26 protein-coding genes are annotated in these 20,726 nt (G+C 59.2%); 15 read left to right on the forward strand and 11 right to left on the reverse strand.

Annotated features, from left to right (window positions below; all coding sequences use genetic code 11):
- Positions 1–58: 58 nt before the first annotated feature.
- From EI77_RS11500 to EI77_RS11515, 4 genes are read left to right on the forward strand one after another with little or no spacing between them, the layout of a single operon-like run.
- Complete coding sequence (locus EI77_RS11500) at positions 59–778, forward strand: SDR family oxidoreductase (protein WP_166647198.1); 720 nt, start codon at positions 59–61, stop codon at positions 776–778.
- The gene (locus tag EI77_RS11505) at positions 775–3,012 is read left to right on the forward strand and encodes an FAD-dependent oxidoreductase (protein WP_133795402.1); all 2,238 of its coding nucleotides are present in this window, start codon (positions 775–777) and stop codon (positions 3,010–3,012) included. Before EI77_RS11500 ends, EI77_RS11505 begins: the two co-directional genes overlap by 4 nt.
- Positions 3,013–3,054: 42 nt before the next feature.
- The gene (locus EI77_RS11510) at positions 3,055–3,516 is read left to right on the forward strand and encodes an SRPBCC family protein (RefSeq protein WP_133795403.1); all 462 of its coding nucleotides are present in this window, start codon (positions 3,055–3,057) and stop codon (positions 3,514–3,516) included.
- Positions 3,517–3,519: 3 nt separating this feature from the next.
- Positions 3,520–3,702, forward strand: coding sequence for a zinc ribbon domain-containing protein (locus EI77_RS11515; RefSeq protein WP_133795404.1), 183 nt, complete (start codon positions 3,520–3,522; stop codon positions 3,700–3,702).
- A gap of 6 nt (positions 3,703–3,708) precedes the next feature.
- On the opposite strand, the gene EI77_RS11520 is transcribed toward EI77_RS11515, so the two are convergent.
- The 9 genes from EI77_RS11520 to EI77_RS11560 all read right to left on the reverse strand — a co-directional run bounded on the left by EI77_RS11520 (position 3,709) and on the right by EI77_RS11560 (position 8,076).
- Entirely contained in the window at positions 3,709–4,173 is a 465-nt protein-coding gene (locus EI77_RS11520; RefSeq protein WP_133795405.1) for a RidA family protein, read from the reverse strand.
- 31 nt (positions 4,174–4,204) lie between these two features.
- The gene (locus tag EI77_RS11525; RefSeq protein ID WP_133795406.1) at positions 4,205–4,516 is read right to left on the reverse strand and encodes a type II toxin-antitoxin system RelE/ParE family toxin; all 312 of its coding nucleotides are present in this window, start codon (positions 4,514–4,516) and stop codon (positions 4,205–4,207) included.
- The gene (locus EI77_RS11530) at positions 4,513–4,728 is read right to left on the reverse strand and encodes an addiction module protein (protein ID WP_133795407.1); all 216 of its coding nucleotides are present in this window, start codon (positions 4,726–4,728) and stop codon (positions 4,513–4,515) included. Before EI77_RS11530 ends, EI77_RS11525 begins: the two co-directional genes overlap by 4 nt.
- A 32-nt stretch (positions 4,729–4,760) precedes the next feature.
- Positions 4,761–5,339: a CDP-diacylglycerol--glycerol-3-phosphate 3-phosphatidyltransferase gene (gene pgsA, locus EI77_RS11535; RefSeq protein ID WP_133795408.1), complete on the reverse strand. Its 579-nt coding sequence runs from the start codon at positions 5,337–5,339 to the stop codon at positions 4,761–4,763.
- Between the two features lie 89 nt (positions 5,340–5,428).
- Positions 5,429–6,004 (reverse strand): RNA polymerase sigma factor, encoded by a 576-nt coding sequence (locus EI77_RS11540; RefSeq protein ID WP_133795409.1) that lies wholly within the window; start codon positions 6,002–6,004, stop codon positions 5,429–5,431.
- Positions 6,001–6,474, reverse strand: a complete 474-nt coding sequence (locus EI77_RS11545; RefSeq protein WP_133795410.1) for a hypothetical protein — start codon at positions 6,472–6,474, stop codon at positions 6,001–6,003. The genes EI77_RS11540 and EI77_RS11545 overlap by 4 nt, the downstream gene beginning before the upstream one ends.
- Positions 6,475–6,477: 3 nt before the next feature.
- A complete protein-coding gene (locus tag EI77_RS11550; protein WP_133795411.1) occupies positions 6,478–6,783 on the reverse strand; it encodes a hypothetical protein in 306 nt (101 codons plus the stop codon).
- 57 nt (positions 6,784–6,840) lie between these two features.
- Positions 6,841–7,092 carry a hypothetical protein gene (locus EI77_RS11555; protein WP_133795412.1) on the reverse strand — a complete coding sequence of 84 codons (252 nt, stop codon included), beginning with the start codon at positions 7,090–7,092 and terminating at the stop codon, positions 6,841–6,843.
- A 99-nt stretch (positions 7,093–7,191) separates the two neighbouring features.
- On the reverse strand, positions 7,192–8,076 hold the full coding sequence (locus tag EI77_RS11560) for an alpha/beta hydrolase (protein ID WP_208300339.1): 885 nt from the start codon (positions 8,074–8,076) through the stop codon (positions 7,192–7,194).
- 113 nt (positions 8,077–8,189) lie between these two features.
- On the opposite strand from EI77_RS11560, the gene EI77_RS11565 reads away from it, so the two are divergent.
- The 7 genes from EI77_RS11565 to folE2 all read left to right on the forward strand — a co-directional run bounded on the left by EI77_RS11565 (position 8,190) and on the right by folE2 (position 14,354).
- On the forward strand, positions 8,190–10,907 hold the full coding sequence (locus tag EI77_RS11565; RefSeq protein ID WP_133795413.1) for an ATP-dependent DNA ligase: 2,718 nt from the start codon (positions 8,190–8,192) through the stop codon (positions 10,905–10,907).
- Positions 10,908–10,960: 53 nt separating this feature from the next.
- Positions 10,961–11,290 (forward strand): hypothetical protein, encoded by a 330-nt coding sequence (locus EI77_RS11570; RefSeq protein WP_133795414.1) that lies wholly within the window; start codon positions 10,961–10,963, stop codon positions 11,288–11,290.
- Positions 11,291–11,301: 11 nt separating this feature from the next.
- Positions 11,302–11,856, forward strand: a complete 555-nt coding sequence (locus EI77_RS11575; RefSeq protein WP_133795656.1) for a sigma-70 family RNA polymerase sigma factor — start codon at positions 11,302–11,304, stop codon at positions 11,854–11,856.
- A gap of 148 nt (positions 11,857–12,004) precedes the next feature.
- The gene (locus tag EI77_RS11580) at positions 12,005–13,027 is read left to right on the forward strand and encodes a TraR/DksA family transcriptional regulator (protein WP_133795415.1); all 1,023 of its coding nucleotides are present in this window, start codon (positions 12,005–12,007) and stop codon (positions 13,025–13,027) included.
- Between the two features lie 23 nt (positions 13,028–13,050).
- Positions 13,051–13,224: a 50S ribosomal protein L33 gene (gene rpmG, locus EI77_RS11585; RefSeq protein WP_133795416.1), complete on the forward strand. Its 174-nt coding sequence runs from the start codon at positions 13,051–13,053 to the stop codon at positions 13,222–13,224.
- Positions 13,225–13,242: 18 nt separating this feature from the next.
- On the forward strand, positions 13,243–13,482 hold the full coding sequence (gene rpsR, locus EI77_RS11590; RefSeq protein WP_133795417.1) for a 30S ribosomal protein S18: 240 nt from the start codon (positions 13,243–13,245) through the stop codon (positions 13,480–13,482).
- Between the two features lie 80 nt (positions 13,483–13,562).
- Entirely contained in the window at positions 13,563–14,354 is a 792-nt protein-coding gene (folE2, locus tag EI77_RS11595; protein WP_133795418.1) for a GTP cyclohydrolase FolE2, read from the forward strand.
- 845 nt (positions 14,355–15,199) lie between these two features.
- Here folE2 and EI77_RS11600 read toward each other — a convergent pair.
- Together EI77_RS11600 and EI77_RS11605 are read right to left on the reverse strand one after the other, a co-directional pair.
- On the reverse strand, positions 15,200–16,306 hold the full coding sequence (locus EI77_RS11600) for a glutathionylspermidine synthase family protein (protein WP_166647199.1): 1,107 nt from the start codon (positions 16,304–16,306) through the stop codon (positions 15,200–15,202).
- Between the two features lie 8 nt (positions 16,307–16,314).
- Positions 16,315–16,698 (reverse strand): hypothetical protein, encoded by a 384-nt coding sequence (locus tag EI77_RS11605; protein ID WP_133795420.1) that lies wholly within the window; start codon positions 16,696–16,698, stop codon positions 16,315–16,317.
- Between the two features lie 467 nt (positions 16,699–17,165).
- Between EI77_RS11605 and EI77_RS11610 the strand changes: the two genes are divergently transcribed.
- The 4 genes from EI77_RS11610 (at position 17,166) to EI77_RS11625 (ending at position 20,717) form a co-directional block, all read left to right on the forward strand.
- Positions 17,166–18,077, forward strand: coding sequence for a hypothetical protein (locus EI77_RS11610; protein WP_133795421.1), 912 nt, complete (start codon positions 17,166–17,168; stop codon positions 18,075–18,077).
- Between the two features lie 177 nt (positions 18,078–18,254).
- Positions 18,255–19,613: a trigger factor gene (tig, locus tag EI77_RS11615; RefSeq protein ID WP_166647200.1), complete on the forward strand. Its 1,359-nt coding sequence runs from the start codon at positions 18,255–18,257 to the stop codon at positions 19,611–19,613.
- A gap of 78 nt (positions 19,614–19,691) precedes the next feature.
- A complete protein-coding gene (locus EI77_RS11620; protein WP_133795423.1) occupies positions 19,692–20,426 on the forward strand; it encodes an SDR family oxidoreductase in 735 nt (244 codons plus the stop codon).
- 36 nt (positions 20,427–20,462) lie between these two features.
- Positions 20,463–20,717, forward strand: a complete 255-nt coding sequence (locus EI77_RS11625) for a phosphopantetheine-binding protein (RefSeq protein ID WP_133795424.1) — start codon at positions 20,463–20,465, stop codon at positions 20,715–20,717.
- Positions 20,718–20,726: the final 9 nt, after the last annotated feature.

The following is a 20,726-nucleotide window of genomic DNA, read 5'->3' on the forward strand; positions in this document are numbered from 1 at the left end:
AAACAGAAAGAAAGATGACTGATCTTCTGTGCGATTCATTCTTTCAAACATGAGTTCAATGAACAACAGAACAGTCATCGTCACAGGCGGCTCTCGCGGTTACGGAGCCGGCATTGCAGAGGCATTTATAAAAGCAGGTGCAAGTGTGTGGATCACTGGACGCAATGAACAGGTGCTCAATGCAACGGCCCAGCGCATCGGCGCGCATGCCTTCGTCGCTGATGTGGCGGATGGCGCAGCCTGGGACCGTCTTATGGAAACGGTGATGAAGGAGACAGGTCGGCTGGATGTATTGGTGAACAACGCCGGGGAAGGGGTGAAGATCGGACCGGTGAGTGCTTTGCAGGATGCGCACCTCGTTCAATCCATCGCCAGCAATCTCACCGGGGCCATGCTGGGCTGTGCGCGGGCGGCGGGCATCATGCAGAGGCAGGGTAGCGGGCTGATCGTGAATATCGGCAGCGCCTGCTCGAAACATGCCTGGCCAGGATGGAGTGTGTATTCGGCAGCCAAGGCAGGATTGCTCATGTTTAGCAAATGCTTGCTGACCGAATTGCGCCCTCATGGGATCCGGGTGACCAGCGTACTGCCTTCCTGGGGGCAGACGGATTTCACGGATGCCGCAGGTCTGCCTCCCCGGGATGCGGACATTCTTTCACGCTGCATTTCCCCAGCAGATTTGGGGCACGTCCTTGTTGGTTTGGCTGAGGCTCCCGCGCACCTGGTCACTGAAGAACTCACCCTCTGGCCCATGGTGCAGCCCATGACACAACTATGAAATCTTTCCTTTTTACTCTTCTGCTGCTTTCCGGTGTGGCCCGCTCGGAGGTCATCCAAACGGATCTGCTCATCGTCGGTGGCAATGAATCTGCCTGTGCAGCGGCTGTGCAGGCAGCTCGGCTGGGGGTGAAGAAGATCGTGTTAGTGAATGACATCCAGTGGCTGGGCGGGCAGTTCAGTGCCGAGGGAGTAGGCTGTCTGGATGAATGGACCACCGTGGGCGGCAAGCGCGTGAATTTTCCCCGCAGTGGCCTGTTCGCTGAAGTGGTGCAGCGCATCCGGGCACACAATTCCGCCACCTATGGCAAGGCCACCCCCGGCAATGCCTACTGCGGTACGGACACGATTGAACCTGCGGCGGCGGCTGGAATTTTTGAGGATCTGTTGAGGCCGTATGTGGAGAGCGGAGTATTGCGGATCGAGCGCGACTGGGAGCCGGTGAAGGTGAGTGTCATCGACGGAAAGGTGACGGGTGTGGACTTTCAGCATACCCAGGGCAAGCCGGAATCCCTGACCGTGAACGCACGCCTAACCATGGATGCTTCTGACTGGGGCGATGTCATCCGCCTCAGCGGAGCGCGTTACGGGGCCGGGCCGGACCTCCGATCACGTTTTCATGAACCTAGCGCACCGGAGGCTTATGATGAAGCCGGCCGACAAGAGATGAATCCGCTCTCCTGGTGCGTGGTTTTGCGAGAGGCAGGCAAGGCCAGTGTCATCCCACCCCCTGCCACTTATGATGCGCGTTCGTTCGCCGCCGTGGACAAAACACGTCCCTGGGTGGATAGCGACATGAGCGCAGGCATTTACGCCAGCAGCGGCTGGAGCATTTATACCCATCGCAGGTTGGTGGACCGCTGGCACAACGGTTTCGCCCCCGGAACGGAGGCCACGTTTTTAAACTGGCCGGTACAAGACTATCCGTTATGCCAGCTTCCGCAGCCCGTGGTGGAGGCGCTGGAAAAGACCGAAGTCGGTGCATCGAAGAAAAACATCGTGGACCTCACACCTGCACAACGGCGGATCATCTTCACTGATGCCAAAGCCCATGCGCTTAGCTTTCTGCATCATCTGCAGACGAAGGTGCATGAGCGTGTGGGGGATTTTCCCCAGTCTTTCCGCTACATGGAGCTGACGGATGAATTTGGCACCCCCGACCGGCTGCCGCCGAAACCCTACATCCGCGAGGGGTTGCGACTGGAAGCCCTGGCAATGCTGAACGAAAACCACATCCGCGCCGATTCGAAAGAGCCCAAATGGGCCAATGTGCTGGCAGTAGATTCCATCCTGGGTTTTCAGTTCAACATTGATTTCCACCCCACCCGCCGGAAGTTTCTCACAGAAGACCGCAACGGTCCCTGGCAGTATGTGCACACGGAGTCCCGTGGCTGGCACACGGATACGGACCGGGCCACCTTTCCGCTGCGCGGCCTGGTGCCGGTGGAGATGAATGGTTTGTTAGGCGCAGGGAAAAACATCGGCGTCAGCAGCGTGGTGCAGTCGGCCCTGCGCCTGCATAACCAGATGATGCTTATCGGCCAGGCCAGCGCCACCCTGGCCTGGATGTCCCTGCGGGAGGAAAGCCAGCCACGCCAGGTGGTAGCCTCCATGCCGCTGGTGCGTGAGCTTCAGCAAAAACTGGTACGCGGTCACGGTGGGCCAGGTGTGCTCATATTCCCGTGGCAGGATGTACTGCCGGAGGATGCCCATTTTGAAGCGGCCAACTTGCTCGCCGTGCGGCTCATCTGGTTGCCGGAGACGGACAGCGTGTTTTTTCAGCCCACGAAAATTGTCACCCGTCGTGAACTGGCCGGCATTCTGGCCCGGCTGTATCGGGCCACACGGCAGCCGAAAGACCAGTTTCAAAGAAAAGATGCAAATTTCCTCGATGTGCCAGCCGCTGACACGGACCGCGCTGATATCAAGGCACTTGTATCCTTAGATGAGGGTGGTCCTCAAAAGGCCTCCTTGGATCCTGACGGAAAGGTCACCTGGAGCACGCTGCATCGCTGGCTCACCGCGCTGGGGCTGCCTGCATCGCCAGGACTGCTGGACAAAGATCGCGGGGCCCACCTGCTGACGCGTGCGGAATGTGCCCAGCATCTCTGGCGCGCGCTTTCTCTCAGTGAAGAATGGTTTCCTGATACCAGTCCCGCAGCCGATCCTGAGGACATGCTGCCCTTTGATCAGGAGAATGACAATGTCCCCGACCGCCTACAGCCTCCGCGTTAAAAGCTTTGCCGCCCGGTACCTCATCAGCCGCGTAAAGGTGACATGCATCTCCGCGAATTCCGCCAGTCTCAGGTTCTGCCCATCCCGCTGGAGCAGGCCTGGGCTTTCTTTTCCAATCCAGCCAATCTCAATGACATCACCCCGCCGGACATGCGCTTCCAGACACTGGGCGGGGATGTCTCACCCGTGCATCCTGGGCAGCTCATCTGGTACCGTCTGCAACTGGCCCCCTTCATTTACCGCACCTGGGTGACGGAGATCAAGCACGTGGTCCCCGGCTCCTATTTCCTGGATGAGCAGCGCTTCGGTCCCTACAAGCTCTGGCATCATCGCCACAGTTTCCGCGCCCTTTCGGACACCAGCACGGAAATGACGGATCATGTGGTGTATGCGCTGCCCTTTTGGCCATTCAGTGAAATCGTCCATGCCCTTTATGTGCAGCCGATGCATGAAAAAGTGTTTCACTACCGCCAGCAGGAACTGGTAAAACGTTTTGGTTCCTGATCCATGAATACTGTTCCTGTCACCTGCCCCTCCTGCTTTGAGGAGTTCGAAGTCCCCGCCCCCTTCGTCACGGAGACGCCTTGCGATGTGGACTATGATTGCGAAGTCTGCTGCCGCCCCATGCGCATTTCCTTTGATGATGAGGATGGGGAAGTAGTGGGCCTGGCATACGGCCTTAACGATTGAGCTCCTTTACGGATGCAGCTCAAAGATACCTTCGATCTCCACTGCAATCTGCCCCGGCAATGACCCCATGCCGACAGCACTGCGCGCACCGATGCCATTTTCTTCACCCCAGATCTGCGCAAAAAGTTCGCTGCATCCATTGATCACCTTGGGATGGTCCGAAAATTCGGGTGTCGAATTCACCATGCCCAGCAGTTTCACCACACGTTTGACACGGTCCAGGCTGCCCAGCTCCTTCTTCAGGGTCGCCAGCATGGCCAGTCCCGTTTGCCTGGCGGCTTCATGTGCCTCGGCCAGATCCAGGTCTTCACCCACCCGGCCTCGCGTCATTCCTCCATCCGCCAGGTAAGGGCCGTGGCCAGAAACGTACGCCACGTTTCCCACGATGACGACCGGCTTGTAAATACCTCCCTTGGGCGGGGCAGGAGGCAGCGTGAGATCCAGGGCTAATAGTTGGGCTTCGGCGGACATGTTCCGAAAATAACGAACTCCCTCGGCAATCTCAAGACCACAATCCAAGCCGCCGCTGAATCTGTGAACTGTCGCCATTTAGAAACGCGATCGCATGTACCACAATCCGTCGTCCTTCAACGGCATAAAACAGCCCAATATCTCGCTTACCGATCAGCAAGCGTCTGAATGGCGGTTCATACATTGGAGCCATTTCTGGGAAAGAGCGGAGCAATTCAAGTGCGCTATCTACCACCACAATAAAATGGTCCCCAGCTTGTTCTGAATGTTCCTCCATCCAATTATAGAGCTTTCGAAGATCCGCCTCACCATCAGCCGTCCAAATCAGCTCTGGACGCTTCATCGGGCGGTAAGCCGGGCTTTAACGTCATCCCAGGTGGAAACAGCCTCTGGCTGTGTCTGGTATTTTTCAAGGCGCTCGCGAAGCATCTGCACCATTTCAGGGTCCGTATCGCCTTCTTCATTGACAATGTTTTCGCGCCATAGCTCCGCCGCGAGGATGAGGCGTTCATCCGAAGTCAATTTTGTCAGAGCTGGGATGGATTCCAGGACCATGCGTGAATTAGTAGCACATCCTCGTCCTACTGTCACGCATCGTTAAACAAGTGCCGGTTTTTCCAAAAGTAACTGAAGCCGGAGACCAGGGTCAGCGCGGTCGTGAAATAGATGATGAATCCTCCCACCCACACGTGGAGAGTAGAGGGCGCAAACACGGGTTTTAGGAAGCCAAAAAGTGGCTCATTCGAGGCCGCACTCAGCATGAAATAAAGCACAGTGATGATCTGCCAGACCATCTTGTGTTTACCCAGCTTTTCCGCCGCCAGCACAGCTCCCTGGCCAGCAGCGATCTGGCGGATGCCCGTCACAAAAAACTCACGGGACAGGATGGCGATAGTGATCCAGGAGGGGATCGTTTTATCCACGGAGAGGAGGATGAAGGCGGCAGCGATGAGGATCTTGTCCGCCAGCGGATCAAACAGCTTGCCAAAATTTGTCACCAAATTCCGGTCCCGGGCGATTTTGCCATCCAGGTAATCCGTGTAGCTGGCGATGCCAAAGATGATGACGGCGATGGAATACGAACTCGCCCAGGGAAGGTAAAAACAGGCCACAAAAAACCCGGTAAGCACCAGACGTGCGAGGGTGAGTTGATTGGGCAAGTTCATCGTGGGGGTAAGATGTCTCCTTGTGTTACCGGGAAAAGCCCCCTCCTGTCAATGGAAGGCTTCGGTTTGTGACGGAATCGTCAGTCTACTCATACATTTTTCAGCCAGGGTTGCAGGAGTTCCTTCAATTGCTTCCTTGCCCGGTAGAGCCGCATTTCCACCACCTTTTCTGACGTCTCCATAATGGTGGCGATCTCCGAATGGGTCATACCTTCGTAGGTGGACAGGATTAGCGTTTCCTTTTGTTCCGGGGGCAGTTTTAAAATGGCCGCGCGCACGGCCTCCGCACGTTCCTCCTGTTCCATATGGCCGCTCGGGCAGGGCTGTCCACATGGTAGTGGCAAGTCAGAGACCTGCTCAGGCTCCAGGAGGGTCACCGGATGGCGCTTTTGCCAGCGTGCGTGGTTTCGGGCCAGATTCGTGGCGATGGCGAAGAGCCACGTGGAAAATTTTTGGGCCGTGCGGAAGCGGTGCCGGTGTTTATAAACGCGCACAAAAGTCTCCTGCGCCAGATCACACGCCGTCGCATGACTGCCGCATAGACGATCCAGATAACTGGTCAGGCGCACGTTCCACCGCCGCATCAGGACGTTTAGCGCCGGGTCGTTCCCCCCGGCCAGCGCGATCATGAGATGTCTGTCCTCGTCGTCCTCGGGGGCAGTCATTGAAGAGGGGTCACCTGAGAGCGCAGTTTTTGCAGCTCAGGAGGGTTGATGACTTCAGGAAGGATATCCGCAAGGAAGCGTTCTCCCTCGGCAGGCGGCATCAGGGCAGCGACTGTCCTGAGGTGCTGCACCATATTATCCAGGCAGTTTTCACAAACTGCCTTTTCACGGCTCAGAGCAGCGGATTTCTGTTCGCGGGACGTTGGATTTCTGCTCCGTTGGATCAATGGCCGGTGGGCGCGCTTCATCGTCGCACACATCTCATCACAGCGGAGAAAGTAATCCTGGTGCAGTCTGGCGATCTTTCCATAGGCCTCGTCCGGGATCTTGTATTCCTGCCTCAGCCACTCCAGGCCGATCTCCTGGGGGGAAGGTGGCTTCGGCCGCAGATGGATCACCAGCTCATGTGCCGAATAGGCCAGGATGATCACTGCCAGGGCCATGAAGAACAGTTTTTCGCGGACGTTCATGCCTCAGTGCGATGCCAGGTGCTGGGAGGCGAATGGGCTGATGGAGTGTACATAAGCCTCATGAGGATTGAGCCGGCTTGGCCGTGTCTCCATCCATGCCATGCCGGCCCCGATGAAAATCGAAGTCACGGCTGCTACCATCCAGCCGCGGGGTTGGATGAGAAAGCTGGATAGTTTTTCCCATAAACCCGGGTCCGCCTCATCTGCAGCGATGCGTGCCCACACCTCCCTTTGAAAGGAAGGCGGGGCCTCCCCAGGCACCTGCCATTGGGACAGCAGCTCGTCGAGAGGATCGTCGGGTGTGTTCATGGCAGGTGTGGGGTGTGTTGGCATCAGGCAAGCCAGTTCGGCGATCCATGCAAGAGCCTAGCGCACCTGGGCGATTTGCAGCCCGGTTTTGCTGGCCATGGGGGTTGTGGAGTGATGGTAGCGCACTGCACCGTTGCCGCTGGCTGGCCTTTGGGTGCGGGTGTCTGTCCAGCTGATGCCGGTCCGGCCCTGGACTGGATTTGGGGAGGAATGATAACGACGGCCGGCTGAGTCCGTGTTCGGGGTGGAGCAGCTCACGCCGGTCATCATCAGGGCAGCCGCAGCAAAGGAGAGGGTCAGTTTCTTCATGGTCGTAGTTAGGTGGTTAGGTTGGTTGGATGAAGACGCTTGGTTGGTTCGTCTTCATCGGGTGCTACCCCGCCGCTCCACTGACCCCTCAAACTTTTTTCACTTTTTCCCCACCACCCGCTGAAACCACACCCGCGCCATTCGCCTTTCCGCGATGTCACGCAGCACCCAGGCATCGCTGTGATTGCGGTAGTAAAGGGGGACAAAAGTCCAGTCGCCAGCCACCCCGGTATTATTCAGCCATTCCTCAGTAGCGGCCGTGGACATTTCCTGGCTGATGAACTGCGGCCGCCCATTCAGACGCTTTAGCCGCGTCAGAGCGGAGGCCCGGTCCGCATGGGCATACGGCCAGCCGACGTTCACCCCATCATAGTGACTGTGGCAGATGAAGCCGCACCACAACCGGGCAATTTCATCGTCATGCAGGCCGATGTAATTGCACCCGATGCTGCCGCGCGAAAAGCCCGCCAGGACCACCCGTGCTGGGTCCCCGCCGTATTTCAGGCACACGTCTTTCACCGTCGCCAGACAGTAGCGTTTGGTCTCCTCCACATCGCCCCACCACTGGGTGGCGTTGCGCATCGTGCCTTCGGCTTTTTCCACATAGGGCAGGCACAGCCATAGACAGCCCTGGCCACTGGTGATGCCGTAGCCCAGGCGGCTGCCCTCCACTGTGCCATCGCAGGTATCGCCGAATTTACCCCTGTACCCGCCATTGCCCGCGTATTCCACGATCACCGGCAGGCTCTTCCCTGCCTCCCAGTCGGTCGGCAGGTATAGCGCATGATGCACCTTCGTCCCCTCCCAGCCGACGGTCGTCTGAATCACTCGTTTGCCAGCCCCCGCCGCTCCTTCGCTGATGGCAGGAATGACCAGATCCACAGACACATTGGCCAGATCTGGAAGCGTGATGTCTGCTCTGGATAAATGCGGGCAGAACAGGAGGATAGCAAAAGTCACTCCGAGCCGGGCTTGATGGATCATTCCTTTACAACGTTGGCGCCGCCGCCAGCTATGCGGCTTTCGTTCGCTTTTATTTAAGCCCCCTGTCTTTTCCACACCCGCCTAAAATCATCCGCATACGTATCCATAAGCCTATGCCCCCGCTTCTCACGGTCACTCATCCCAAAGGTATTTACCTGCCTGAGGCGGACCTGTGGCTGGACCCGCACTTCGGCGTGGAGCGGGCCTTTATCTCCCATGCCCATAGCGACCACGTTGCGCGGCATCAGCTCACCTTTTCCTCGGAGCTTACCTTGGAGCTGATGCGTGCGCGATACGGGGTCAAAGAAAGCAGCTCCTTTCAGGCCCTGCCCATGCGCCAGGTGTTTGAGTGGGAGGGCTGGAAGTTGCGGCTTTTCCCTGCCGGTCACATCGTCGGCTCCGCCATGCTGCATCTCACCCGCATTGCGGATGGTGCCACCCTGCTTTACACCGGGGATTATAAGCTGCGGCAGGGACTCAGTTCGGAGCGTTGTGAGCTTCTGCATGCGGATACACTCATCATGGAGACCACCTTTGGCCTGCCGCAGTTCCGCTTTCCGCCCACGGGTGAAATTGTCGCCTCCATGTTAAAATGGGTGCGTGAAACTTTGGATGATGGCGGCATCCCTGTATTGTTAGGTTATTCGTTAGGCAAGGCTCAGGAGATCCTCTGCGCCCTGGGTGATGCCGGGCTGCCGGTCATGGTGCACAAGTCCATCCTGGAAATGACCGAAGTCGTCGCCCCGCTGCTGGGAAAGCTGCCCGCCTACCGTCCCTTCGTTGCTGCCGAAGCCAAAGGCCATGTGCTTCTTTTCCCTCCCAGCGGCGCACGCAGCCTGGCCATCCGCAAGCTCAAGACCTGCCGCACCGCCATGCTCAGTGGCTGGGCCATGCAGCCAGGGGCCAAATATCGCTATCAGGTGGATGAGGTGTTTCCGCTCAGTGATCATGCCGATTATCCTGAGTTATTGGAAACTGTCGAAACCGTCTCCCCACGCCGAGTTTATCTGGTGCATGGTTATACCCAGGAATTCGCCGCCGACCTCCGCGCTCGCGGTTATGAAGCCTGGACCCTGGAACGTGCCGACCAGTTGGAAATCCAGTTAGGCCAACCCAAACGCAAAATCATGGAGGCAGGCGCGCCCGCAGTTTTGCCCGAGTCCGCCGAAGGCAAGCCGGAAAGCTTTGCTCAATGGGCCTATGTCTGCGCCCAAGCAGCCGCCGAATCTTCCCGTCTAAAAAAGGTGTCTTTACTCGCCGATTACCTGCGTGCTCTGGAGCAGGAAACGGATCTGGAACTGGCCGTACGTTACTGCTCCGGTCTTCTCTTTGATCCCGCAGGCGGCGAAGGCCCGCTGAATACCGGCTGGGCCGTCATCCGCCGTTCTCTTCAGGAGCTTTCCGGCCTCAGCGATGCGGAGTATCGCACGCTTTCACGCAGCCAGGCAGATGCAGGCCGCACCGCTTACCTCGTCCTCAGCCGTTGCCCACTCGTGGTGGCAGACATGGATCTTCAGGAAACCGCGCATTTTTTCCGAGAACTGCGGGAGGCACGTGGGCCGCTGCCCAAAACAAAACTCCTTCGTGAAAGGCTGGCTCACCTGTCCGCCCACACCGGCTCCTGGCTCGTGCGGCTCATGACGGGTGAACTGCGCATGGGCTCCAAAGAAGGCCTCATCGAAGAAGCCATCGCCACCGCTTTCCAGCAACCTGCCGATGCCGTGCGTGAGGCCGCCATGCTCAGCGGGGACATTGGCCGCGCAGCCGTTCTGGCCCGTCAGGCGCGGCTGCATGAGGCCGTGCCGCGCCCCATGGTGCCCATCAAAATCATGCTGGCTACTCCTGAAGAAACCGCCGCAGACATCTGGCAGCGCATGCTGGGCGCAGAGCCAGACGGGGCAGGGGAGGTGTGGCTGGAGGACAAGTATGACGGCATCCGTGCCCAGTTGCATCGCAGCACCGGCAAGGTGGAAATTTATACCCGCGATTTAAAACCCATCGGCGTCCAGTTTCCCGAGATCACCCAGGCAGCAGTCGGCCTGCATGATGAAGTCATCATGGATGGTGAAATCATCGCCTATGCAGAAGACAAAAAGCTCTCCTTCTTTGATTTGCAAAAAAGGTTAGGCCGTCGGGATCAGGCGGATCTTTTTCTACCCAGTGACATCAGTGTCAGGTACGTCGTCTTTGACCTGCTCTGGAAAAACGGCAGCTCCCTGCTCAGCCAGCCTCTGGCGCAAAGGCGGCTTGCCCTGGAGTCCGTGACCATGCCCCCAGGCATGACCTTGATCGATGTTCACCATGTCCGTTCAGAGGTAGAAATTGAGGCCGCATTCATGGCGGCCCGCCGTCGGAATAACGAAGGCCTCATCGCCAAAGACCCCGCTACTGCCTACACTCCCGGGCGACGCGGAAAGGCCTGGCTAAAGCTGAAAAAAGCCTTCGCCACTCTGGACGTCGTCGTCGTCAAAGCCGAGCAGGGCCATGGCAAACGCAGCCATGTGCTCAGTGATTACACCTTTGCCGTGCGGGATGAGCATGGTGCCCTGCGGGTCATCGGTAAAGCATACTCAGGCCTCACCGATGCCGAGATCGAAACGCTCACGGAACACTTCACCAGCACCACCTTGCAGCAAAAAGGCAGCGTGCGCACCGTCATCCCGGACACCGTTTTGGAGATCGCTTTTGATTCCATCCAGGCCAGCACCCGCCATGACAGCGGCCTCTCACTTCGCTTTCCTCGCATCAAGGCCATCCGCACGGATAAGACGCCTGAAGACATCGATACCCTCGCCTATGCCCGCAAGCTGGCTGGCGTCACCGTCTCATAAAAAAGTTCACAAGAGCATGATCCGTTTCCTCCTGCCGCCCCGCATGAGCAGATATGAAACCGGAATCACTCACCGCACCATCCGTCCATCTGGCTCAGGATCTTCTCACCAGTCTGCTCCTCCTCACGCTCTCCCTCGCGGGCGGCTGGCTGGCCAGTCAGTCGCTTTCTCCACGGGGCATGGATTCCGTCCACCAGCGCCTGCTCATGATTCTTTTGGTGCAGCCCTTCGCCCTGGCGGCCTGGTTTTTCTGCGGCCTTCCCGGTCTCGGCCTCGCCTTGCAGAGCCTCTTCACCGCCATCACTCAACGGCGCGTGACCGTCACCCTCCTCAGTGCCGGATTGCTGGCATTGGCCCTGGTATCCGCCACGCTTTGGATATGATAGCCCCTGCCATGAACCAGATCACGCTCCTCCTCCAGTCCTGCCAGCAGGGAAACGCGGATGCGCCTAACCAACTATTGGCCGAAGTGTATGCCGAGCTCCGCCGCGTCGCCTCCGCCAAAATGGCCCGCGAGCTGCCCGGGCAGACACTTCAGGCCACTGCCCTCGTCCATGAGGCCTGGCTGCGCCTGGGAGATGCCAGTTTTCAAAACCGGTCGCATTTCTTCGCCGCTGCGGCGGAGGCCATGCGCCGCATTCTCATTGATCGCGCCCGCAGGAGAAAAGCCGTCCGCCACGGCTCCGGGCAGGAGCATGTGGAGCTGGAAGATGGACTGCAAATCGCCGCCCCCGCCGTCCAGGATGATGAACTCCTGGCCGTGCATGAAGCCCTGGATAAACTCGCCGTAGAGGACGCCCGCAAGGCCGAGCTGGTGAAGCTGCATTATTTCGTCGGCCTCACCTTTGCAGAGGCGGCGGAGGTACTCGGCGTCTCTGAGCCCACCGCCAAGCGGGATTGGGCCTATGCACGCGCCTGGCTGCACCGGGAAATCACCGCCGCACGTTGACTTCCGCGCGTTCTTTCTCCGCCAGTGGAAATTCTGCTGGGGATTCCGGTTGCCATTTTTACGAAAGCACCGCACTATCCGCGCTCTTTTCCGCCCCTTCATCTGTCGGGCGGAAGTCCAGCGAACCAACGCCCCAACCTCACGAGCCATGCCTGCCCAAAAGAAGCCAGCGCCCAAAGCTCCGGCCCCACCTGCGAAAAAAGCCCCAGCCAAGCCTGCCCCAAAACAGGCCAAAGCGGCCACCCCCGCATCTAAATCCCCGGCTAAGCCCGTGAAGAATGAGGCGGCGAAACCCGCGCCCAAGAAATCTCCCCCTGTGAAGAAAGCCCCAGCCAAACCTGCCACGAAACCCGCTGCCAAAAAGGCCGCGACGACGCCTGCCGCTCCAGCTAAAAAAGCCGCAGTAAAAGCCGCCCCGGCCAAAAAAGCCGCCGCTGCTAAAAAAGAGGCACCAGTCAAGGCTGTAGCCCCTGCCCCTGCCCCTGAGCCAAAGCCAGCCCCAGCCAAAAAAGCCGCCCCGGCCCCCAAGGCTGAAAAAGCACCTGCGGCACCTGCCAAGACCAAGGCCGCACCCCCCGCTCCAAAGATCACCAACGTGCGCCGCACCGGTCGTGTGGAGGATGAAGGCATCACCATGGATTCCCCTCCAAAGAAGCCTGTCCTTCCTGCCGCTTTCCTGAAAAAGCAGCGCCAGCGCCTCGCGGAGCTTCGGGACGCATATCTGAATTCGGCTGAAGGCGTCACCAACGAAAACCTTCGTGGCGGTGAAGGCGGCGATTCCTCCGCCTTCGGCATGCACCAGGCCGATGCCGGCAGCGATGCCTATGACCGCGATTTCGCCCTCAGCCTTCTCGCCAAAGAGCAGGACGCCATCTATGAAATCAATGAAGCCCTCAAGCGCATTGACTCAGGAATGTACGGCATTTGCGAAATGTCCGGCGATACCATTTCCGAAGAGCGCCTTGAGGCCCTCCCCTTCACCCGCTTCACCGTCGTCTGCCAGGAGCGCCTTGAGCGTGAACAGCGTAGCGGCCGTTGGAACCGTCCCGTGCGCTCCCTTTTCGGTCTCGATGAGACCGCCGATGACGCCGATGACGACCGTGATGAAGAAGAGACCACCACCTCTTCTAGCAGCAATAGCAATGAGTCGCTTGACTTCAGCAAAGAGTAGTCTAGTCTCCTGCCCCCAATTTTATGGCACGCGAAATCATCATCCTCGAATGCACGGAAGCTAAGGCGGAGGGCAAGCCCACGTCCCGTTACGTCAGCACTCGCAACAAAAAAAGCCCGCGCACACCGGGCCGTCTTGAGAAAGTGAAATTCAACCACTTCCTCAAGCGCCGCACCCTGCACCGGGAGATCCGCTAATCCGCTGCCTTCACTGTCATGCAACCCAAGACTACCGAACGCCTCATCTCCCTCCGCAAGAACAACCGCCGGATGCCCCGCCGTCGGATGGACATCCCGGTTGAGAAGCTTATTTACACCAACCCTGAGTTGCTGTCCCGTTTCCTCACAGAGACTGGCAAGCTGATCCCTCGCCGCACCACCGGTCTGCCAGCATGGCTGCACCGCAAAGTGACTCGCGAAGTCAAGCGTGCCCGTGCGGTGAACCTTCTGCCTTGATCCGCCCCCCAGCGGCTTAAAATCTTTTTCCCACTGTTGCTTGCTGCGGCAGTGGGAAATTTTGTTTCGTTTATTCTCGGATGCCCAATCTCAAAGACACCCAAAACGAGCGCGATGATCGCAAGATCGCCATTGATCGCGTCGGCGTAAAAAATCTGCGTTTCCCCCTGCGCATACGTGACCGCGACCAGGCTCAGCAGCACACGGTCGCCACCGTCACCATGGCCGTGGACCTCCCACACCATTACAAGGGCACCCACATGAGCCGTTTTGTGGAGATCCTCCACGCCCATGGCCGTGAGCTCACCGTCGCCAGCATCGCCGCCATGCCCAAGGAGCTCCTCTCCCGGCTCAATGCTCGCAAGGCCCATGTCGAAATGCGCTTCCCATACTTCCGGGCCAAGCGCGCACCCGTCACCAAGGCCGAAGGCCTCCTGGATTACGGCGTCATTTTCGCCGTCGATGCCGAAGGTGATGAAATCGATTACGTCGTCACCGTCGAGGTCCCCGTCACCACCCTTTGCCCCTGCTCCAAGGCCATCAGCGAGCGCGGTGCCCACAACCAGCGCGGCACCGTCACCCTTTCCGTTCGCTTTCGCCAGCCCGTTTGGATTGAGGACCTCATCGAACTCGTCGAAGCCAGCGCCAGCAGCCAGCTTTACAGCATCCTCAAGCGCCCCGACGAAAAATTCGTCACCGAAGCCGCCTACGACAATCCCGTCTTTGTCGAGGACCTCGTCCGCAGCGTCGCCCAGAAAGCCTCCGCCCATAAAAAGATCAAATGGTTCCGGGTGGAAGCCGAAAACTTCGAGTCCATTCATAACCACAACGCCTGGGCCGTCATCGAAAGCCACAACGAGGCCGAAAGTTAAACCCTCCCCATCTCCGGATGGGTCCAGCTGACCTGCCATCCCCAGGTAAACTCCGCGCGAAACCGCGCCCATACCCACCTGCATCACCAGCAGGTGGTCGTTCAGGTGTCGTAGCCGCCTGCACCAGCAGGTGGACGTCCGCCCCCTCAAGTACCGTGGGCACTCCTGCCCGCGCCGTCCGCCCCAAAAAGCCCGTCCGCCCACACCTGTAGCCGCCTGCACCAGCAGGTGGGCGTCCGCCTCCTCAAGTACCGTGGGCACTCTTGCCCGCGCCGTCCGCCCCAAAAAGCCCCCGTCCACCCCATCAAGTGACGCTGGCACTCCTGCCTCCCCGGTGCCGTAGCCGTCTGCACCAGCAGGTGGGCGTCCGCCCCCCTCAATTACCGTGGGCACTCCTGCCCGCGCCGTCCCCTCCAAAAAGCCCCCGTCCGCCCCATCAAGTGAAGCTGGCACTCCTGCCTCCCCGATGCCGTAGCCGCCTGCACCAGCAGGTGGGCGTCCGCCCCCCTCAAGTACCGTAGGCACTCCTGCCCGCGCCGTCCCCTCCAAAAAGCCACCGTCCGCCCCATCAAGTGCGCCTGGCATTCCTGCCTGCCCGGTGCCGTAGCCGCCTGCACCAGCAGGTGGGCGTCCGCCCCCTCAAGTACCGTGGGCACTCCTGCCCGCGCCGTCCGCCCCAAAAAGCCCCCGTCCGCCCCATCAAGTGCGCCTGGCACTCCTGCCTTCCCCAATACCGCACCGTCCGCTAACCCACCCCCCCACCCCCAAAAAATCTTTCTACCCAAAATCTTTCTACCCTCTGCCCAATCCCCCACCAAAACTCCACCACTCCACCTCTCCCCGCATCACCTCACCACATGCGGCACAAACGCACTGTCACCCGTGATGATCAGCCGCTCACTCTCACGCATGCCCAGCGCCACCGGTTCACCTCCCACCATCCACACCCCCAGTTGAGCCTGCCGCCCTGTATACCCACCATTCACCACCCGCGCTTGATACACCTGCTGCTGGTCCCCACATTCCCCGGTTAGCTCCTCCGCCACCTCCCCGTTCTCCACCACACAGACATTGTTTCCCTCTCTGCCGAAAAAAGGCTTCCTAACAAACGATGCTCCCAGGCGGTCCGCATCAGCATAGGCAGGCAGCAGCGCCGGATGATCGGAAAACAGTTCCCACAGCAGCGCCAGCATTCCCTTGCTGCTCAGCATCAGTCTCCACGCCGGTTCCACAAACACCGTCTGACTGTCCATCAGGCACCGCGCAAACGGCTCCCTCAGCATCCAGTCCCAGGGATAGAGTTTGTAGCAGCAGTCCACAGGCTCGCCGTCGCAGTCCACAAAACTCCCCCGCCCAGCATCCCACCCCAGGCTGTGCATCGCCATCACCGTTGCCCGCAGGCCCGCCTCCCGCACCAGCCCGGCTAGGTAGCGCAGCGTTCCTGCCGTCTCTGGGTGCCGGGGTCGCCAGGCACAGTGCACATGCTGCCTCCCGCACCGCCGCCATGCAGCCACCAGGCTCTTCTCCAGCTCATTGAACTGCCCATACCCCGGCATCACCTCCTGCTGCCATTTTCGCTGTACAGGACCTGTCTCGATCACCGAAAGCGCCGTCTCCGCATTGAATTCGATCAGCTTCGCCTGCCCCTGTTCATCCAGTAAAAAATCAAACCGGCCCATCAGGCTCCAATCCTGCCTTTCCCAGGATGCCTTCAGGATCGGCACATCCGCCTCATGCACCCCCAGCCTGCTCCACAGCCCATGACGTACCACATGGGCCGCCGCTAGAAGGTGCAGTTCATACACCTCCCGTGCCGTTGTCCGGATACGGCCCAGCTCCGCCTCCGTAAATTCATAAAACGCACCCTCATTCCAGCACCCTCCGCCCTCTCCGTGCCAGGTTAGCCCGCCTGCCTCCACACGCGCCTGCCAGTCGCCTCGTGGGTGGATCACACGCCGGATCATGACCCTTCCCGGCGTTCCACCGCCGTGCCAAAACCGCCCCTCTCCACCCGTCCCCAAAATTGGGCCATCCGGTCAGGGTCTGCCTTTCGCCAGGCCGCATTAGCCCGCTCCACTTCCCCCGCAGCGGGCAGGGATGGCAAGACCTGCCGTAGATCAGGTTCTGGATGCCACTCCCCCTCCCAAAAAAAGCCCAGGCCCTCTCGAAACTCATTCCACGGATGCACAAACCACACACCCGCCGCCGCGTGGAAATACCCCACACCCAGAAGATGATGATTATTCGGATATTCCGTTCCCTCCCTCACGCCCATCTGGTTGGCATACTTCCAACGCCGCCGGTACACCTCGGTCAGCCAGACCGAGACCGGAATGAGAATCATGATCACAACAACAATCAAAGCTTCCATCACTCCATCACCCTCACCCCACATCCCCCTCCACGCAAAATCAATTTCCCCCAAGGTACCATAGACACTCCTGCCTTCCCCAATACCTCACCGTCCGCCCCAACCCACCCCCAAACACCCTCTCTCCCCCTCCTGTTAATCCTGAAATCTTGTTAATCCTGTAAAAAAACCACCCAAAAAAGCAGGCACCCCCGTTCGCTCACTCCCCTGTCCCCCTAAAAGAAATCTTTCTACCCAAAATCTTTCTACCCTCTGCCCAATCCCCCCCAAAACTCCACCACTCCACCACTCCACCACTCCCATCTTTTTTCCCCACTTAGCCCAAGTCACCCCCGTACCCCCTTGCATCCTCCTCTCCACCTCCCCGATGTTACCCCATTCTCACCCCACCCCGTCCTCTTCTTCACATCCTCATACATCATTAAACACCATTCATCGTCATGATCCCGCCCCTCACCCTCAAAGAGCCCCGCCACGAATCCTTCGCCTTCCACCTCGCCTCCGGTCTCGAGCCTAAAAACGCCTACCACTTCGCCGGCTTCAGTCCCAACAACGCCAAAGCCCGCGCCGAAGAACTCGCCCAGGACCCTGACATCCAGGACCGCGTCAACCACCTCAAATCCACTCTCCCCCACACCGCCCATCTACGGGATCGCTTCGCTCCCTCCCTCCTCCTCATGCCCGAGACCCAGGACCAGATGCTCGCCTGGCTTTGGCAGGTCATGAACGGCACCCGCAAAGTCCTCCCCCTCCAGCTCCGCGCCGCCACCCTCTTCTGTCGCCTCAAAGGCTGGCACCTCCTCAAGCCCATCCCCGCAGAGCAACAGCCCGCGCCCATTCCCCTCATGGAAGAGGAGCGCCACATCCTCGCCACCTTCAACCAGCACACCCTCACCCAGGACCTCTCCGCGCGCCCCAGCGATCCCAGCAGCCTCATCACCTACCACGCCCACATGGCCGATACCGCCCTGCTCGCCTGCGTCCACTTCCCCAAAGAGCGCCCCCTGCTGCACCCCTCGCCCTTGGCCAAGCCGAAAAACTCAGTGGCACCGCCAGCCCCGACTGCGCCTGAATCCACCCCGGAAACCCTCCCTCCAGAAGTCGCCACCTCCCCAGATGAGGAAGCCGCATCCCCCCATGGGGAAACTCCATCCCCATCCCAACCCGTTGAACCTCAAGCTAAAACACCCCCAAATCCCCAAATGGGGAAAAATGCGGGCTTTACCCCATCCCTCCTTCCCCCTGGCAATACTCACCCCAGCCTTCCAGCGGGCGGCCCACGCATTCCTCTTTCGCAACCCTTTCCCACCCCCATTCAAACCCCTCGTGTCCTAATCCGCAAAACAAGTTAAACCACCGCCTTGCCCCCAGCCAGTTTCCCCCATGAAGACCCGCCTGCAGAGTCGGATTCTAACTACATTCGTTCCAGGGTTGTCAAAAGGGCCAAGATGCTCTAGCCTGCGCGCCCCTCCGGCCTGGGCGCTGTGCCAGCCGCCATGCCGGACGGAATTTTTAGCCCGTTTCAAGCCATGAACATCAACGTCGAACACCAGCCTAACTGCCGCGCCATCGCACACATCCGCGTTCCTGCAGAAGAAGTCGCCAAGCAGCGTAACACCATCACCGCTTACTTTGCCAGCCAGGTCCGCCTGCCCGGCTTTCGCCCCGGCAAGGCCCCTGCCGCCGCAGTACAGAAGCGTTTCGGCGATGACATCCGTAGCGAGCTTGAAAAGCAGCTCATCAACGACGGCCTGCGCACCGCCATCAAAAATGAAGGCCTCGAAGTCCTCAACATTCTCTCCGTCACCGACAAGATCCTGCACGAGACCGACAAGAGCTTCAGCTTCAGCGCTGAGATGAGCCTGGCACCCAAGTTTGAGCTTCCTGAATACAAAGGCATCCCCGTGAAGCTCCCCCGCATCGAAGTCACCGATGCCGATGTGGACCACGACATCCTGCATCTGCGTGAGCGTTACGCCTCCTTTGATGACATCGATACCCCGGCTGCCAATGGCAATGCCGTCGTCCTCGGTTTCACTGGCAGCCTCGACGGCCAGCCCCTGGCTGAAGCCATGCCTGACGCTCCGGAACATCTCAAGAAGATCGAAGAAAACTGGTTCCTTCTCGACGCTGAAGAAGACTTCCTCCCTGGCTTCTACGCAGGCCTCGTCGGCATCACCAAGGATGAGCAGCGCACCCTTTCCATCACCCTTGCGGATGACTTCGCCTTCGAAGGCCTTCGTGGCAAGACCATCGAACTCGCCGTCACCTGCAAAGGCGTGAAGGACAAAGTCGTCCCCGCCTTGGATGAAGAGTTCATCAAGAAAATCGGCGGTGGTGAAATGACCGAAGAAACCCTCCGCTCCGAGATCAAGGAAGCCATCCGCCGCCGCAAAGAGCAGTCCCGCGAAACCGCCAAGAGCAATCAGGTCATCGCTCACATCTTTGAGAAAGTGGAATTCGACCTGCCGCAGGAAATCGTCAATCGTGAGGCCCAGCGCCGCACCAATGACATCGCCAGCCGCGCCATGCAGCAGGGCATCTCCCAGGAAGACCTCCTGAAGCAGCAGGATGAAATCCTCAACAGCGCCACCAACCAGGCTCGCATGAGCGTGAAATCCGAATTCATCCTCGGGCAGATCGCCAAAAAAGAAGGCCTGACCGTCACCGAGCAGCAGCTCACTTACGCCCTGGCTAACATGGCCGCTCGCCAGAACAAGCCGGTCAAAAAGTTCATGGCCGAAGCCCAGAAGTCCGGCACGATCGATCACATGCGCGATAACCTCCTCCTGGAAAGCGCCCTTCAGTTCCTGAAGGATAACGCCCAGGTGGAAGAAACCGAGCCTGAGGCTGAGCATTGCGACACGCATTCTCCTGCCGCCGCCTAGTTTTATGCAGCCGAACAGTTGACCAAACTCGAACAGCGTCGGTACTCCGGCGCTGTTTTTGTATCTCCCGCCCATTCCATGTCAGATCCCCGTCGCATTCTCATCACCGGAGCCAATGGCACCCTCGGTCATGCGACCGCCCGTTACTTCCTGGAAAAAGCCCCCGACTGCCAGGTCTTCCTCGGCGTGCGGGAGCGCCGGGAAAAGGCAGAATCCCTCGCCGCATCCCACCCTGGTCGCGCCTTTCTCTGTCCTCTGGAAATAACCCAACCGGATTCCTGGACCACTGCCCTTTCCCAGATCGAAACGGAAAGCGGCCCCCTTTCCGTTCTCATCAACAATGCCGGCTATCACGATGATGCCCTGCTTGCCACCATGACCCTACCCCAATGGTCCGGTGTCCTGGATGCCAACCTCAATGCTGTCTTCCTTGGCTGTCAGGCCGCCATTCAGCCCATGATGCGCCAGCGCTGGGGCCGCATCATCAACATCGCCTCCCTCAGTGCCCTGCATTCCCCGGCTGGCCAAACCAATTATGCCGCCGCCAAGGCTGGCGTCATCGGCCTAACTCAAAGCTTGGCTAAGGAAACCGCCCGTCTCGGCATCACGGTCAATGCCGTCTGCCCCGGCCACATTGAAGGTGCCCTCCCCACAGGTTGGAGCGATGAGCAGATCAAGGCCGTGAAACGCGAGACCCCCATGCGGCGATTTGCACGACCCGAGGAAATCGCCGCTGTTGTTTTCTTTCTTGCCAGTCCTGAGGCTAGCTATATGACTGGCGCTTCTTTAAAACTAGACGGCGCTCTTGTCTGAAACCTGCTTATACTTCTTATTTTTTCCCACCCACGAATGAACCTACGCCAACGCATCAAAGAAGTCATGGCCAGCGAACTCATGCTGGAAGTCAGTGTGGACGAAATCGCTGACGAAGCCCCCCTCTTTGGTCCCGATGGCATCGGCCTGGACAGTGTGGATGCCCTGCAACTCGTCGTGGCCATTGAAAAGCACTTCAAACTGAAGATCAGTGATCAAAACAAAGCCCGCGAAATCCTCCACAGTGTGGATAGCATCGCCAAGGCCATTGAAGAGGCGGGCCTGGCCTGAGCCACCTTG

It is taken from the genome of Prosthecobacter fusiformis, assembly GCF_004364345.1.
GTDB classification, from domain to species: domain Bacteria; phylum Verrucomicrobiota; class Verrucomicrobiia; order Verrucomicrobiales; family Verrucomicrobiaceae; genus Prosthecobacter; species Prosthecobacter fusiformis.